The 15,956-nt window shown below is 64.4% G+C and carries 11 protein-coding genes; 10 read left to right on the plus strand and 1 reads right to left on the minus strand.

The annotated features are described in order from the left end of the window. Positions 1–167: 167 nt before the first annotated feature. The 8 genes from VNN77_00360 to VNN77_00395 all read left to right on the plus strand — a co-directional run bounded on the left by VNN77_00360 (position 168) and on the right by VNN77_00395 (position 9,704). Positions 168–1,352, plus strand: coding sequence for a CoA transferase (locus VNN77_00360; protein ID HXG49844.1), 1,185 nt, complete (start codon positions 168–170; stop codon positions 1,350–1,352). 60 nt (positions 1,353–1,412) lie between these two features. Then, positions 1,413–2,627: an acyl-CoA dehydrogenase family protein gene (locus VNN77_00365; GenBank protein ID HXG49845.1), complete on the plus strand. Its 1,215-nt coding sequence runs from the start codon at positions 1,413–1,415 to the stop codon at positions 2,625–2,627. Between the two features lie 58 nt (positions 2,628–2,685). Continuing rightward, entirely contained in the window at positions 2,686–3,807 is a 1,122-nt protein-coding gene (locus tag VNN77_00370) for an acyl-CoA dehydrogenase family protein (GenBank protein ID HXG49846.1), read from the plus strand. Between the two features lie 21 nt (positions 3,808–3,828). Further along, positions 3,829–4,833 (plus strand): extracellular solute-binding protein, encoded by a 1,005-nt coding sequence (locus VNN77_00375; protein ID HXG49847.1) that lies wholly within the window; start codon positions 3,829–3,831, stop codon positions 4,831–4,833. 26 nt (positions 4,834–4,859) lie between these two features. Then, positions 4,860–5,954, plus strand: a complete 1,095-nt coding sequence (locus VNN77_00380) for a hypothetical protein (protein ID HXG49848.1) — start codon at positions 4,860–4,862, stop codon at positions 5,952–5,954. Positions 5,955–6,056: 102 nt separating this feature from the next. After that, a complete protein-coding gene (locus VNN77_00385; protein HXG49849.1) occupies positions 6,057–7,103 on the plus strand; it encodes an extracellular solute-binding protein in 1,047 nt (348 codons plus the stop codon). After that, positions 7,067–8,815: an iron ABC transporter permease gene (locus VNN77_00390; GenBank protein ID HXG49850.1), complete on the plus strand. Its 1,749-nt coding sequence runs from the start codon at positions 7,067–7,069 to the stop codon at positions 8,813–8,815. The genes VNN77_00385 and VNN77_00390 overlap by 37 nt, the downstream gene beginning before the upstream one ends. A gap of 79 nt (positions 8,816–8,894) precedes the next feature. After that, the gene (locus tag VNN77_00395) at positions 8,895–9,704 is read left to right on the plus strand and encodes an enoyl-CoA hydratase/isomerase family protein (GenBank protein ID HXG49851.1); all 810 of its coding nucleotides are present in this window, start codon (positions 8,895–8,897) and stop codon (positions 9,702–9,704) included. Between the two features lie 69 nt (positions 9,705–9,773). Here the strand turns inward: VNN77_00395 and VNN77_00400 are convergent, their stop codons facing one another. Then, entirely contained in the window at positions 9,774–12,179 is a 2,406-nt protein-coding gene (locus tag VNN77_00400) for a CoA transferase (GenBank protein ID HXG49852.1), read from the minus strand. A 107-nt stretch (positions 12,180–12,286) separates the two neighbouring features. Here VNN77_00400 and ptsP point away from each other — a divergent pair, with 107 nt between their 5' ends. Further along, complete coding sequence (gene ptsP / locus VNN77_00405; GenBank protein HXG49853.1) at positions 12,287–14,689, plus strand: phosphoenolpyruvate--protein phosphotransferase; 2,403 nt, start codon at positions 12,287–12,289, stop codon at positions 14,687–14,689. 106 nt (positions 14,690–14,795) lie between these two features. Then, positions 14,796–15,902, plus strand: coding sequence for a Phenylacetic acid catabolic protein (locus VNN77_00410; protein HXG49854.1), 1,107 nt, complete (start codon positions 14,796–14,798; stop codon positions 15,900–15,902). Positions 15,903–15,956 lie beyond the last annotated feature (54 nt).

Genomic DNA, 15,956 nt, shown 5'->3' on the forward strand with positions numbered 1-15,956 from the left:
ACGCGCGCCGGGTTTGCCGAGTTCCGCGCCTGCGCCGCGGTCCGGGATCGTTGGACATCGGCACGCGAGTGCGATAATAAAAAGCCGTTTTCCGCTCCTGCGGCAGTCTCGATTTTGAGCAGATTCGGTGGAAGAACTGATCGCATCGGTTCTCCCGGAAACACGCGATGAGCGACACCCGAGCCCTCGGAGGAACCGTTGCCGTGGACGCCAGCGGTCATGTGGCCGGCCCCTATGCCGCAAGCCTGCTCGGTGATCTCGGCTGTGAGGTGATCAAGATAGAGTTGCCGAACGGCGGCGACACCCACCGCGGTCGAAACCCGAAATACGACGGGTACGGCCCGAGTTTTCGCGCGCTCAACCGCAACAAGAAGAGCGTGACCCTCGACCTGCGTCACGAGAAAGGCAGGGAGATCCTCTCCAGGCTCCTCCGGACCGCGGACATCTTCATCGAGAACTTCCGGCCGGCCAGGAGGCGTGAGCTCGGCCTGGAGTACGAGCTGCTCTCGAAGCAGAATCCGCGGCTGGTGCACTGCTCGATTTCGGGCTTCGGCCAGAGCGGGCCGTACCGCGATAAGCCGGGCTTCGACACCATCGGGCAGGCGCTGAGCGGCATGCTGAGCCTGGTGACCGAGCTCGACCGCCCCAGGGTGGCGGGCTTTTCGATCACGGACCATTGCGCCGGCATCTTTGCCGCCCACGGAATCCTCGCCGCTTTGCTCGCGCGGGAAAGGACCGGGCGCGGCCAGTTCGTCGACGTCTCGCTGCTCCAGGTGAGCCTCGCGTTCATCGAATCTCACGTGGCCGACTACCTGAACGGCGGCGAGGCGGTTTCGCGCGACAATTTTCCGAAGGGGCGGATCTACTGTTTCGTCTGCGCCGACGGCAAGCCGCTGGTGGTCCATCTTTCCGGCCACCAGCACGCCTGGGAGGGGCTGCTCAGGGCCGTGAACCGCACGGACCTGCTCGCCGACCCCCGCTGCACGGACCGGGCGGCACGCACGAAGCACCACTACGAGCTGCTCGAGCTGCTCGAAGCGGAGTTCCGCCGCAAGCCGCGCGCCTACTGGATCGAGGTCCTCGACGCGCAGCATCTCGCCAACGCCCCGATCAACACGATCGAGGAGGTTTTCGAGAATCCGCAGGTGAAGCACCTCGGCATTCCCAAGGAAATCTGCCATCCGAAAATGGGCCCCAGCAAGCTGATCGGAAGCCCCATCAACCTCTCCGAGACGCCGCCCCGGTTTTTCCGTGCGGCACCGCTGCTCGGCGAGCACACCGAGGAGGTTCTGGGCAGCCTCGGCTACGGGCACGAAGAGATCGAGCAGTTGCGCAAGAGCGGCGTGATTTAGCTTCAGCGGGCCGCTGGAGGCGAGAGAGAAACGGAGCTCAAAGGTTGAAAGGAGTCAACGATGGATTTTAGCGTATCGGCCGACCCCCCCCACGTCGTCGAGTTCAGGAAGGAAGTACGCGCGTGGCTCGAGGAGAACATGCGCGGAGCCGAGCACCTGCGCTGGTCGGCTTCCTGGTCGACCCGGGAGAACGAGGAGGAGTATCGATTCCGGCGCGGCCTGGCGGAAAAACTCGGCAAAAAAGGCTGGCTGTTTCCCATGTTTCCCAAGGAGTACGGCGGCGCCGGGTTGACCATGGACCACCAGATCGTGCTGGAGACGGAGCTGTTCCGCTACGGGCTCAACCTCTCGCACGTATTCTACACCCTCGCGCGGATCGTTGCGCCCGTCTTGATCCGCTGGGGAACCGAGGAGCAGAAGCGCGAGTTCCTGCCCCCGATCACCCGCGGAGAGGTCTGCGTGTGGCAGGTCCTGACCGAGCCCCAGGGCGGGAGCGACATCGCCAACTGCCAGACCAAGGCGATCCGCGACGGCGACGTCTACGTGGTCAACGGGCAGAAGGTCATGGTGGGCCATCACGTCCCGCCGGACTTCCTGTGGACGCTGGTGTGCACCGACCCCGGTGGAAAGCGCCACGAAAACCTCTCGTGGCTGCACATCCCCGCCAACCTGCCCGGCATCACCATCCAGCCCATGCACCTGATGATGGGAATCAAGAACGCGGTCTTCTTCGACAACGTCCGCGTGCCCGCCAAATACCTGATCGGCGGCGAGAACAACGGCTGGAAGGTGGCCAACACGCACATGGAGCTCGAGCATGGCGGTGACGGCCGCATCGCCATGGATCCGCTCGTGGAGAGGGTGGTCGAGTACTGCCGCAACACGCACGTCGGCGGCAGGCCGTTGATCGCGGACCCGCGAGTGCGCGACACGATCGCGGACATGATGATCGAGCTCAATACGCTTCGCCGTTTCAACCAGCGAATCTACTGGCATCGCTTCACGAAACGTCCCCATCCCTACGGCGGACCTCAGCAGCGTTACTACCAGCGCATGATGCGGCTGAGGAACGCGGAGCGGCTGCAGCAGATCATGGGCGCCGACGCCCTGGTGCAGGACCTGTCGGTGCACGAGGTGGTCGATTTCGAGTACGCGGTCCGCACCGGCCCGGGTCAATTGCACGGCGGCGGCACGCTCGACACCGATCGTCTGATTTTCGCCCGGCGCCTCGGTCTCGGGCGGCCGGTTCAGGAGAAAGCGCCCGAGACGCACTGAGCCGGCGGTTGCGCCCGGTGCATCGCAAGGCATCAAACGTTTTCAAGGCAGGAGTGACATGGACTTATCGTTGACCGAAACGCAGGAGATGTTCAAGAAAGTCGCTTCGGACTTCGTGAAAGCCGAGGTCCCGGCGCATTTGATGACCCGCTGGTACAAGGACAAGGAAACCTTCCAGCCGCGGCTGTTCCGCAAGGCGGTCGAGCTGGGCTGGGTCGGCATGATGCTGCCCGAACAGTACGGCGGCGCTGCGATGTCGGCCATGGACTGCGGCGTCGTCTTCGAAGAGCTGGGCCGCGGCCCGGTTCCGGGTCCGCTGTTTTCCTCGGGCGTTCTGGCCGCGCAGGCGATCTTCGAGGCGGGAACCGACGAGCAAAAGCAAGCCCTGCTGCCCGCGATCTGCAAGGGCGAGTCGATCGTGATCCCGGCGATCAACGACAAGGCGTCTTCGTGGGGCCCCGAGTCGGTGGAGACCCGTCTGGTCAAGACCCCGGACGGCTATCTGATGAGCGGCACGAAGCGTTTCGTCTTCGACGCCCAAGCCGCCACGAGCTTCCTCTGCGCCGCGCGCACGGAGGAAGGGCAGGTGGTTTTCGTGTTGATCGACGCGAAGAGCCCTGGAGTGACCGTCACTCCTCTGGTGGGCTTTCTCGTGTCCGCCGCCGAGGTGCGCTTCGACCGGGTGCGAATCCCCGCCTCCGCCTTGCTCGGCGCCGGCGGATCGGACTGGCGAACGTTCGACGCGGCCCTGGAAAAGTCCCTGCCGATTCTTTGCGCCTATCAGGTAGGCGCCTCGCAGGAGGTCTTCGACATCACGTGCGAGTACACCCGCACCCGGGTCGTCTTCGGCCAGCCCATCGGCCGGTTTCAGCGGGTGCAGGATCATTGCGTCGAGATCTCGATCCACCTGGATGCCGCGCGCTGGGCGACCTACGAAACCCTCTGGCGCCTCGACACCGGGATACCGGCGCGGGCCGCGGTCCACGAAGCCAAGGCGGTCGCGAGCGAGGGCTATTACCAGGCAACCAACTACGCCCACATGGTCTGGGCGGGGCCGGGCACCGATTACGGCCATCCCATGATGGCTCACAGCGTGCTGGCCCACACGCTTTACCAGTATCTGGGAACGCCGGCGCAGCACAAGCGGCTGATGATGGATACGCTCTACCCCGTGTCCTAGACGGCTCCAGGGAGGTGCCGCATGAAATTGCTCCTGCGCGCGCTCTCGTCGTTGCTGGCTTGCTTCGCGTTTGCGGCGGCGCCGCTTTCCGCCCAGAGCGTCTCCCTCGTCGAAGGCGCCCGCAAAGAAGGCAGGCTGGTATGGTACACCTCGATGGCCGTCGACACCTCGAAGCCCCTGCTGGATGCGTTCCTCAGGGACCATCCGTTCATCAAGGCGGACCTCGTCCGCCTGGGCGAGGAGCAGCTGATGACGCGCATCCTCGGGGAGGTGCGCGGCGGCAAGTGGGGGTTCGACGTGATGTCGGGAAGCGCCATCTCGACGCTGGTGGACCGGGGTATCATCGCCCCTTATCTCACCCCGGGGCGCGCGGGCTACCGCGACGAGTTCATGGATCCCCAGGGCTACTGGACCGGCGTCTTCGTCAACAACCTCGTGCTCGCCTATAACACGAGCCAGCTTCCCGCGAAGGAGGCGCCCCGAGACTACACCGACCTGCTCGACCCCAAGTGGAAGGGCAAGATGTTGATGGACTCCACGGACTATGACTGGTACGGAACGCTGCTCAGCGTCTGGGGACGGGAGCGGACGATTCGTTACATGAAGCAGCTCGCCCGCCAGGAGCCCCAGTGGCGTCGGGGACACGGGCTTACCGCTCAGCTGGTGGCGGCCGGCGAGACGCCGCTCGCCTGGGCTTACAGCTTCCGGATCGAGAGGATGAAAAAGGATGGCGCCCCGGTCGATTGGATCGAGACCTTCGATCCGATCGTGACCACCGTCAGCGGCATCGGCCTCAGCGCCAGGCCGACCAATCCGAATGCGGCCAAGCTGTTCATCGATTTCGTAACGTCGACCAGGGCGCAGATGATGATCCGCGAGATGCGCCGCATCCCGGCCCGCAGCGACGTCAAGCCGCTGGCGCCCAAGATGGATCAGAGCAGGCTCAAGCTCAAAGCGGTCCCCAAAGAGGTTTATCTCCGCCTCGACGAGCACGCGCGCGAATTTCGGCAGATCTTCGGGCTCTGACGGAGCGTTTCCGAAAGGAGAAAGCCATGAAGCGCCGTGATTTTCTTTTTCGGCCCCGCTGGATCCTCTGCGCCGCCGTGACTGCTTTTCCGGCGCCGCTTCCCGGAGCAGAGCCCGCCCCTTTCTACCAGGGCAAGACCCTGACGGTCCTCATCAACTTCGCCGCCGGCGGACCGACCGACATCGAGGGCCGGGTCATCGCCAGGCATCTCTCGAAGCACATTCCCGGCCGGCCCTCCGTAGTGGTTCAAAACATGGGAGGCGGCGGCGGAGTGACGGCGGTCAACTACCTCGGCGAGGTCGCCAAGCCCGACGGCCTGACCGCCGGCTACTTTACCGGCAGCCTGTTCCACTACCAGATTCGCGAGCCCGGCCTGAGGGTGGACCTCGCCAGGTTCGGCTTCATCGCGGGCGTTCAGGGGGTTACGGTCTCCTACATCAGGGCCGACACCCCTCCCGGCATCAAGAAGCCCGCCGACTTCGTCAAAGCCGAACGCTTCAAAGCCGCCGGCCTGGGCGTGGCAAGCTCGAAGGACGTGCGCTTCCGGCTGTCCTTCGACCTGCTCGGCCTCAAGTACGACTACGTCACGGGATACAACTCCTCTTCCACCGCGCGACTCGCGGTGCAGCGAAACGAGGCGCAGTACCATGACGAAACGCTTCCCGGCTACCGCGCCGCCGTCGAGCCCCAGATGGTCAAGACAGGCATCGTCACTCCGCTCTATTACACCGATCTGGTTTCGACGGACGGAGAGGTGATGGTGAGCCCCGATGTTCCCGAGCTGCTGCCGTTCACGCATTTGTACCGGCAGATCCTCGGCAAGCCGCCGTCCGGCATCAAGTACGAGGCGTTGAAGGCCGCGAACATGTCGAGCACCAATCTCACGCGCCTGATCTTCCTGCCGCCCGGGTCGCCGCGGGAGGCGATCGCGGCTCTCAGACAGGCTTCCATGTCGCTGGCGCGGGACTCGGATTTTATCGCCGACGCAACCAGGAGCATGCGTTTCCATCCGCGCTTCGAGGTGGGGGAGGCCGGAGAACGGCTCTTTCATCGCGTCTCGCAAACGCCGGCTGAAATCGTCACGTTCCTGCGCCAGTACATCGAGCAGGCGAACAGGTAAGGGCGAAGCCGTTGACAGCGTCGATTTTCGCATGCTATCGGGGGCGCAGTGAAGAACCTTTCCGCCGTTTCCACCACGGACCGTTCGCTACGGGAGCATAAGATGAGAGCGATCGTTTGGATCATCCTCGCGGTGTGGTTGCCGGCCGCCGGCGCGTGGGCTCAAGGCCGCAGGCCCATGACGGTGGCGGAGCTCGTGACCTACAAGGGGCCCGACCGCGAGCAGATGCTTTACGCCGGAGCCAGGAGCGAAGGCAAGGTCGTCTGGTACACCTCGCTGGCCGGCGCGTCCTACAAGGCGATGGCGAAGGCGTTCGAGAACAAGTACGCCGGGGTGCAGGTCGAGGTGTTCCGCGCGAGCGGCTCCGATCTCACCACGCGGATGATCGAGGAGACCAAGGGCCGGCGCAACATCGTCGATACGGTGGAAACCACCGAAGGCAACCTGATGTTCATGCGCGACGCCTTCCTCCTGAGGCCGTACCATTCGCCGCACTTCGCCTCCTACCCCGAGGAGGCCAAGCAAAGAGCCGAAAAAGGGCTCTTTTTCTGGGCGATCGCTCGCGAGTCCTATATCGGTTTCGCCTACAACAAGAAGCTCGTCCCGCAGGCCGCGGTGCCGAAGGACTTTTCCGGGCTCCTCCACCCCGCGCTCAAGGCGCGGATGGGCGTGACGCTCGACGACCCGACCTCGAAGGTCATCGGCGCCATTCTCAAGACCAAAGGCCGGGAGCTGGTCAACAAGCTCAAGGCGCAGGAGATTGCTGCCCACGCGATCATTCCGCCGGCGTTGCTGGACCTCATCGCGGCGGGGGAGGTCGCGGCCTCCCCCGCGATCTTCCGCAACCATGTCATCGTCGCGGTCGAGAAGGGCGCGCCGGTCGACTGGGTGCCGCTCGACCTCGTGCCGACCAACGTCGGCGGCGCGGCGATCGCGGCCCAGCCGCCGCACCCGCACGCTGCGCTCCTGTTTGCGGATTTTCTGCTCGGACCGGACGGCCAGGGCCTGCTGGAAAAATACCACTACGGAAACGCCGCCCGGAATTACGGCTTCAAGCGCTGGCGTCCGGAGCACGGATCGACCACCGAAAAATACGAGAAGGATTTGCTGAGTTGGGAAAAGCTGGTTCGCGAGATCACGCGCAGATAAGCGTCTCGGGCTGGGCCGCGCCGCGCTTGCCGGCGCTCAATCCGACGCACCTTTTGTTTGCCTTCACCGGGCTCGCGCTGGCGTACCTGGTACTGCCCCCGTTCTTTTTCATCCTTCATACCAGCGTCGTCGTCGACCGCGGGCTTCGGGCCGGGAGTTTCACCTTCCAGCATTTCGCCAGCATCGTCGAATCCCTCGACGACGTCCGGACCCTGCTCGCAAACTCTCTGACCTTTTCGGTCGGAAGCGCGGCCGTGGCGCTCGCCTACGGAACGATGCTTGCCTGGCTCGCCGAGCGCTCGAACGCGCCTTTTCGCACCCTCGCCTACGTCTCGGCTTACATCTCGTTCGCCATTCCCGGAATCATCAAGGTGGTCGGCTGGATCATGCTGCTCGGCCCCAAGGCCGGGATCCTGAACGCGGCGCTCGCTGCTCTCACCGGCCGACCGTTGCTCAACATCTTCTCGATGTCCGGGATGGTCCTGATCGAGAGCTTTCTATGGATTCCGGTGGTCTTCCTGTTGATGTCCACCCCCTTCCGCTCCATGGATCCCGCGCTGGAGGAGGCGGCGGCGGCGGCCGGAAGCAGCGGCTGGCAGGTCTTTCGCCGGGTGACGTTTCCCCTGGCCCTGCCGAGCGTGCTGGCCGTCCTGCTGCTGACGTTCATCCGTTCGCTCGAAGCGTTCGAGATCCCGGCCCTCGTGGGCATCCCGGCGGGTATCGAGGTGCTGACGACCAAGATCTATCTCCAGATCCGCGGCGGCCTCATTCCCAAATACGGCGAGGCGAGCGCGTATTCGACCATCCTGATCGCCCTGGTGGCGCTGGGGCTCTATCCCTACTACCGCGTCACCAGCAAGTCGTACAAATTCACAACGATCAGCGGCAAGGCCTACCGCCCTCATCGTGTCGACCTCGGACGATGGCGCTGGCTGGGCGGCTGCCTGATGCTCGTGCTGCCATTGCTCCAGTGCCTGCCGGTGGCCGCGATCGCCTGGTCCTCGCTTTTGCCCTTCGCCCAGGCGCCGTCGTGGCGGGCGCTCTCGCTCGTCAGCCTCAACAACTATCGCACGGCCTTCTCGGACAGCGGCATCGTGGGCTCCGTCTTCAACAGCCTCACGGTCAGCGTGGCTTCGGCGACCGTCGCGATCGCGCTCACGTTCGTGGCCGCCTGGTTCATCGTGCGCGCGTCGTTGAAAGCGCGCTGGCTGCTCGATCAGATGGCGATGCTGCCGCTGGTATTCCCCGGAATCGTGATGGGCATCGCCATCCTCAAGATGTACCTCGCGCTTCCGATCCCCGTGTACGGAACCATATGGATCCTGGTCCTGGCGTTCATCGCGCGTTATCTTCCCTACGGCATCCGTTTCAGCCATTCGGCGCTGTTGAGCGTGCATCGCGAGCTCGAAGAAGGGGCGATGGCGAGCGGCGCGACCTGGTTCCAGATGGTTCGGCATGTCCTGGTCCCGCTGGTCATGCCGGCCTTGCTCGCCGGCTGGATCTACATCTTTCTCATCACTTTCCGGGAGCTTTCCATCGCGCTGCTGCTCTATTCTCCTGGCTCGCAGGTGGTCGCGGTGAAGATCTGGGAGCTCTGGGACAATGGCCACGTCGGCGAGCTTGCGGCGTTCAGCCTGGTCATCACCGCCGGGACCGTGCTCGTGGGATCGTTTTTCGTCAAGCTCGCGCAGCGCCAGGGCCTGCAGGATTGAGCCGGGGACCGGCGCCGCTCCGGCGATTGCGCCGGAGCGCGAACGAAGTCCGAGCAATATCTCGAATTGAGGAGAGCGCATGACCGACAGCCAACTCGTTTTGCAAAGGCTCGACGAAACTTCCGGTGTCGCGTGGCTGACGCTGAACCGCCCGGAGAAGAAAAACGCGCTGAGCATCGCCCTGTTGAGCGAGCTCGGAGCGGCTTTGCGCGACTTGCGCGAAAATCCGGCGATCCGCTGCATCGTCACGACGGGAGCCGGAGACTGCTACTCCTCCGGGCGCGACCTCTACGACATGCGAAACCAGGACAATCGCCGGCGGAGCCGGGGCGTGGGGGGTGTGGCCGAGATCGTAGCGCTGATGCGCAGCTGCCCCCAGATCACGATCGCGGCCGTCCGGGGCTGGTGTCTGGGAGGCGGTCTGGCGCTCGTCAACGGCCACGACCTGGTCGTCAGCGCGGAGACGGCGAAGTACGGCATGCCGGAGATCATCCGGGGAAGCTACGGCGCGACGGCCACGCCGACGCTGTTCCACGCCGGCATACCGTTGAAGAAGGCCTTTTACATTTCCCTTACCGGGAGAAACCTGTCGGCGGGCGAAGCCGAGCGAATCGGACTGGTCTCGCAGGTGGTTCCCGACGGGGAACTCACGGCTTCGGTCGAAACGCTCGCGCGGGAGATCGCCAGCCGCAACGCGGCGGCGCTGGAGCACGCCAAGATCGCCGCTTACATGATGAAGGACATGAACTTCGAAACGGCGCTCAGAACCGACGACCTCGTCGCCCACCGCCTGCGTTACTATACCAATCCGCTGAGCGACGTCGAAGGCTACCTGCAGTCGCAAAAAGGGGGCGGAAACGCCCGCTACGTAAAGCCGGAAAAAAAGTAATCGGGATTCCTCGACCGAATGTCGTTCCCGGCGCTCGGTTTCGCGGCCGCGCCGTCCGTGAGGTAGCCGTCAGCGCAGCACCTCTCGCGCCGTCAGGTCGGCGATCTGCTCCCTCGACAGGCCGAGAATCCCGCCCAAAACCGCCTCGTTGTCTTCGCCCGCCCGGTGAGCGAACTCCTCGCGGCGGGCCTGCACGCCGTGCAATCGCACGGTCGGGCCGGTCCGGGTGATCCAGCCGGTCTCCGGGTGATACACCTCTCGCGTGAAGCCGCGCTCGCGCAGGTGAGGGTCCCGGTAAAGATCTTCGCCGCTTTGCACCACGCCGGCCGCGATCCCCGCGCGCTGCAACTTGATCATGACCTGGTGAGGCGTGTGCCGGATCGTCCAGGACTCCACCAGGGCATCGAGCTCCTTTCGGTTGGCGAGGCGGGCGGCCACGCAGCTGAAGCGCGGATCGCTCTCCCATTGAGGCTCGCCGGCGATGCCACAGAAGCGCGCCCATTGCTCGTCCGTTTCGATCGAGATCACGCACCAGCGGTCCTCGCCTCTGCAACGATAGCATCCGTGGGGGGCCGCAAGCGCAGAGGCGTTGCCCCGGGGCTCCGGCTCCCTGCCGCCGATCAACCATTCGAGATAGGCCGGCGCGAGCATCGAGGCGGCGGTCTCCGCCTGTGAAATGTCGATGTGCTGTCCTTTGCCGGTACGAGCGCGGTAGTGCAGTGCGGCAAGGATCGCGAGCGCGCCGAAGGAAGGCGCGAGATAATCCGGAAACGCGGTCTGGGAGGCGGCTCCCGGCCGTTCCACCTCCGGGTCACGCCACAGATAGGTCATGCCCGAGAACGCCATCAGGATCGGGCCGAAGCTCAGGAAGTCCCGCCGCGGTCCGGTGTGACCGAAGGCCTGCAAGCTGGCCAGAATGACGTCCCGCCGAATCTCCTTCATACGGGGATAGTCGAGCCCCCAGCTCGCCAGCACGCGGGCGCTGAAGTTCTCAACGACCACGTCGCAGCGTTCGATCAACCGCCTGGCCAGCGCTGCCCCTTCCGGGTGTTTCATGTCGAGCGCGATCCTCTTGCGGTTCCGGTTGCCCTCGAGATCGGAGGCGAGCTGAAATACCGGGCCGCGTTGCGGGCTTCGAGCGGCTCGACCCGGCTCGATGGCGATGACCTCGGCCCCGTGCTCGGCCAGCAGCCCGGCCAGCGCCGGGCCGACGATGCCCGTCGGAAAGCTGAGCACCCGCACGCCGGCGAACGGCCGAGCGTCGCTGTCACGCCCGGCGGCCGCGAGCCAGGCCGAAGGTCGCGCCAGGTGCTTATCGATCTCGGCTTGATGCTCTCCCAGAATCGGCGCCGGGCGTTCTATCCGGCAGGGGCTTTCCGAGAAACGATAGGGATCTCCCGGAAAGCCGTGCCGCCCGAGATGCGGATGGTTGAGCTCGACGACATAGCCGCGGTGCTTCGTTTGCTTGTCCTCAAGGAAGGCTCGTGGCGAATGGACCGGCGCGGCGGCCAGGCGCCGGGATTGCAATTCCTCGAACAGGCCGTCGACGGTAAAATCGGCCGTGCGCGACTCGATCATTCGGTCGAGCAGCGATCGCAGGGGAAAGCGGTTTTGAACGTCGTCGTACTTGGGATCGGCCAGCTCCGGCGGGTTTCCCAGCCATTCGACCAGCCGCCGCCAGTGGTCTGCCTGGTTGCAAAAGATACGAACGTAGCCGTCCCGACAGCGGTAGGTGTCGGCCACGGTGGTCGGCTGGCGGTGGCCGGTCCGGCCGACGATCTCTCCCGTGGCGCTGTAACGAGTCGCCAGCCTGAGAAAGGGATCGCCCGCCAGCACGTCCTGGAGCGAGACCTCGACGAGCTCGCCGAGACCGGTGGCCCGCCGGTTGTAGAGCGCGACCAGCGTGCCGAACGCCGCGTGAACCGACCCCAGGAAGAAAGCGATCTCCGAAGGACCCATGAGCGGCGGCCGCTCCGGATGTCCGCAGACGCTCATCAATCCGCCCATGGCGAACGCGACGATGCCGGGAGCCTCGAAATCGCGGTACGGCCCCGAAAGACCGAAGCCGGTGATCGACGTCAGGACCAGAGCGGGATTGATGGACCGGAGCTCTTCAATTCCGAGACCCAGCCGCTCCAGCCAGGCGAGGCCGCGATCCTCGATCACGACGTCGGCGTGGCGCACCAGGCCGCGGAAGGTCCGGCGCCCGTCTTCGCGCTCGAGATCGACGACGACGCTGCGCTTGTTCGTGTGGCAGGCGGCGAAGGCGAGGCTTTTCTCGGGATGCGGATCGCCGTCCTTGAAGGGCCCTTCGTGCCGCGCCGGAGCCCCGTCCGGAGGTTCGATGAGAACGACCTCCGCTCCCAGATTCGCAAGCAGCCTGCCGCAGTAGCCGCCGCGGCGCCCGGTCAGATCGAGAATCCGCAGGCCTGAAAGCGCGCTTTTTTCACCGTTGGCGTCGGTTCCCGGGGGCATGCTGGAGGGCTGACTATACCACGGCGGCCGTGAAAGCCAAAGCCGCGAGACCGTGGCGCGCTGGCGAAAAGGGGAAATTTGTGTTTTAAAAAACGTTAGTCCTCCCGATGGCAAAGAGAATCAGACCGGCCTCGCCGGCACATCCCCACCTGACGATCCTGGAAGACATCAGCACCCTGATCAGTCATTCCCAGGATCTCCAGGAGACGCTGCAGAACATCGTCAAGATCGTCGCGGAGCGGATGGAAACCGAAGTTTGCTCGATCTACATCCTCGATCAGCAGAGGCAGCGCCTCACGCTCCGCGCCACCATGGGTCTCGATCCCGAATCGGTCGGCAAGGTATCGATGGCCGTCGGCGAGGGGCTTACCGGCCTGGTGATCGAGCGAATGAAGCCTGTCATGGTGGTCGACGCCCTCGCGCACCCGCGCTACAAGTACTTCCCGGAAACCGGCGAGGAGCGGTTCCACTCGTTCCTGGGCGTCCCGCTGATCGAGAACAAGCTCCCGCTCGGCGTCCTGGTCGTTCAAACCTCGCGGCGAAGGCAGTTTTCGGTCGACGAGATCCGGCTGTTGCGAACGATCTCGGCCCAGGCTTCGAGCATCATCGTCCAGGCCCGGTTGCTCGAATCGCTGCGAGACAAGGAGCGCGAGCGCAAGGACTTCCAGAAGCGCATGGAGGAAGCCATGCGCAAGCTGCGCTCGTACGAGGGACGGCGCCGCGAGCGGGCCTGGCGAGCGGGCCACCGCTGGCGCGGAAGGCTGACCGGGGTGGCGGCCTCTCCGGGCTTCGGGCGAGGCAAAGCCTACGTGCTGCGGCCGCGCATGGAGCTCTCCGCGATCAAGAAACAAAAAAGCAGGAATCCCGAGCGCGAGATGGAGCGGTTTCGCAGCGCGGTCGAGCGCGCCATCGAGCAGATCAACCTGGTCAAACAGCGGATGACCAGCCTCATTTCCAAGGAAGAGGGCGCGATCTTCGACGTCTACCGGCTGATCCTCGAAGACCCGGCAATCATTCAGCAGATCGAGAGCCTGATCCGGCGCCGCGGTTACGTCGCCGAGTATGCGGTCCGTTGCGTTTTCGAGCGGTATCTGGAATCGATCGCCAGGATCGAGGACGACTACCTGCGGGAGAGAAGCGCCGACGTCAAGGACGCCGCGCAGCGTTTGCTGGAGAACCTGACGGGCGCGACCGACCACCGGCCGGAGCTCCCCGAGGACACGATTCTGGTCGCCGAGAATCTCTCGCCGGCCGATCTAAGCCTGTTCGAGCGGGACCGTTTTCGCGGCATCCTCCTGGCGACCGGCGGGGTCACCACGCACGCTTCCATCCTGGCCAAGTCCTTCGAGATCCCCTGCGTGGTGGCGGTCGAGGGGTTGATGGAGACCGTGCGCGACGGAGACTTCGTGATCGTCGACGGGAACTCCGGCGTCGCCTACATCAATCCCAATCCCGAGGTCGTGCGCGAGTACGAACGACTGGAGCGCGATTATCTCGCCTTGAACCGGGAGCTGAGCGGGCTCAAGGACGAACCGGCGGAGACCCTCGACGGTCACCGGGTGGCTCTGTATGCCAATATCGGGCTGCTCAGCGACATCGCCTTCGCGCATCTTCACGGCGCCCAGGGCGTGGGGCTGTATCGCACGGAAATCCCCTTCCTGGCGCACCGCGACTTCCCCAGCGAGGAAGAGCAATACTCGCTCTACAAGAAGGTCGTCGAAGGGATGGCCGGAAAACCGGTGACCATCCGCACGCTGGACGTCGGGGCCGACAAGTACCCTTCCTACATCCGCGGCGTCGGCCCTCCCGAGCCGAATCCCTTTCTCGGCTGGCGCTCGATTCGCATCTCGCTCGACTTCGTGGAGGTCTTCAAGACCCAGCTCCGGGCGATTTTGAGGGCGGCCGCGCTCGGCCGGGTTCGCCTGCTGATCCCGATGATCTCCAGCCTGGAAGAAATCCTCAAGGTGAAGGAGCTCCTGGCCGAGGCCAAACAGGAGCTCGCCGCGGAAGGAACGCCCTTCGACCCCCAGATGGAAGTCGGGATCATGGTGGAGGTTCCCGCCGCCGTACAGCTGGTGGACCGGTTCCTGCGGGAAGTCGATTTCCTGAGCATCGGTACCAACGACCTGATCCAGTACATGCTTGCGGTGGATCGCAGCAATCGAAAAGTGGCGAACCTCTACGAGCCGCTGCATCCCGCGGTCCTGGCGGCCCTGATGACGACGATCGAGGCGGGCAAGCGGGCGGGCAAGCGTGTTGCGATGTGCGGCGAGATGGCGGGAGACCCCTTGTGCGCTTTGCTGCTGCTCGGAATGGGCCTGGAAGAGTTCAGCATGGGCTCGCTCTACGTTCCGGTGATCAAGAAGACGATCCGGTCGGTGACCTATCAAGCGGCGAAAGCGGCGGCCCAGATCGTCCTCCAGATGGATACGGTGGGGGAGATCAAGAGATTTCTCTTCGAGCAGATGCGGGAGCTCGGCATGGTCGAGCTCCTCGAGATGTACCATTGAGCGGAGCGGCCCCTTCGGCGGCGGTTGACTTATCTCCAAAAACCGCTATGATGCAGGATTCGAACGATCGTTCGAATCCTGAAGACCTCCGGAAAGGACGCAGCGGATGATAAAAATCTCCACTTTCGAGGACTGGATCGATTATTTCCGCCAGTGGCAGAAGGATATCGGCTATGACCCGGCGCTCCTCGGCGATTACAAATTCGAGACCAAGCTCGGGGACCTTCACTCGCCGGAAGTCGAGTTCGGCGATTTCAAGGGGCAGCGCAAGTGGGAACGGGTCGGCGAGATCCCGAACCAGTCGATCCGGGACGCGCTCATGAACCTGATCGTCTACCAGGGCGACACGGAGTTCGCGTCGGTCGAGCAGCAGAAAAACCTCCTCGACACCGCACCCACCGATTACGATCGCCAGGCGCTCATCCGCGTCAACAGCGAAGAGATGCGTCACGGCTGGCAGATGTGCTACCTGCTGGTGAACTATTTCGGCGACTCCGGAAAGCTGGAGGCGCGAAAGCTGCTTGAGCGGCGCGCCTTTCGCGGGGACCGGCTGCTCGGCTCCTTCAACGCGCCGGTGCGCAACTGGCTGGACTTCTTCACCTACACCGAATTCGTCGATCGCGACGGCAAGTACCAGCTGACCATGCTGAGCCACTCGTCCTTCGCCCCCCTCGCCCGGAGCGTCACGGCGATGCTCAAGGAAGAGTTTTTCCACATGTTCACCGGTCACACCGGGCTCACGCGGATTCTGCGCGCGGGCAGGATTCCCGTGCCGATCGTCCAGAAATACTTCAACAAGTGGCTGTCGACCGCCTACGACCTCTTCGGCACCGACCATTCATCGTCCGCCCACTGGGCGTACGTCTGGGGGCTGAAAGGAAGGATGGACGAGCACGAAACGGCGGAGCCGGCGCAAAAGGAGAAGCTGAACGACCTGGCCCGCGACCATTACCTGCGTGAGTGTGCCAAGCTCATCGACCAGCTGAACCAGCTGGTTCCCGAGGGACAACCCAGGCTGTACGCCCCCGATCTGAAGTTCCATCGATCGATCGGCGAGCACGCGGGCAAGCCCTACAGCGTCCGGGGCGAGCTGCTTTCCGCCGACGCCTACCGGAGCCACCTCGCGGAGGTGCTGCCAACGGACGAGGACGAGGCGGTGCTGAGCGAAATCATGAAGCGCAAGGACTGGGTGCAGCAGATGCAGCTGAACTAGCCTGGTCCCGCACTGCGAGGACGGGCGCCCGCCGACGCTTGGCTGAGGAGACGT

It is taken from the genome of Candidatus Zixiibacteriota bacterium, from assembly GCA_035574315.1.
GTDB lineage: Bacteria > Desulfobacterota > Binatia > UBA9968 > UBA9968 > DATLYW01.

What these genes read in the sequence shown, in the direction of transcription:
- VNN77_00360 (HXG49844.1), top strand. Translation starts at nt 168, where the DNA reads ATGAGCGACACCCGAGCCCTCGGAGGAACCGTTGCCGTGGACGCCAGC.
- VNN77_00410 (HXG49854.1), top strand. Translation starts at nt 14,796, where the DNA reads ATGATAAAAATCTCCACTTTCGAGGACTGGATCGATTATTTCCGCCAG.
- VNN77_00375 (HXG49847.1), top strand. Translation starts at nt 3,829, where the DNA reads ATGAAATTGCTCCTGCGCGCGCTCTCGTCGTTGCTGGCTTGCTTCGCG.
- VNN77_00400 (HXG49852.1), bottom strand. Translation starts at nt 12,179, where the DNA reads ATGCCCCCGGGAACCGACGCCAACGGTGAAAAAAGCGCGCTTTCAGGC.
- VNN77_00385 (HXG49849.1), top strand. Translation starts at nt 6,057, where the DNA reads ATGAGAGCGATCGTTTGGATCATCCTCGCGGTGTGGTTGCCGGCCGCC.
- VNN77_00365 (HXG49845.1), top strand. Translation starts at nt 1,413, where the DNA reads ATGGATTTTAGCGTATCGGCCGACCCCCCCCACGTCGTCGAGTTCAGG.
- VNN77_00380 (HXG49848.1), top strand. Translation starts at nt 4,860, where the DNA reads ATGAAGCGCCGTGATTTTCTTTTTCGGCCCCGCTGGATCCTCTGCGCC.
- ptsP (HXG49853.1), top strand. Translation starts at nt 12,287, where the DNA reads ATGGCAAAGAGAATCAGACCGGCCTCGCCGGCACATCCCCACCTGACG.
- VNN77_00370 (HXG49846.1), top strand. Translation starts at nt 2,686, where the DNA reads ATGGACTTATCGTTGACCGAAACGCAGGAGATGTTCAAGAAAGTCGCT.
- VNN77_00395 (HXG49851.1), top strand. Translation starts at nt 8,895, where the DNA reads ATGACCGACAGCCAACTCGTTTTGCAAAGGCTCGACGAAACTTCCGGT.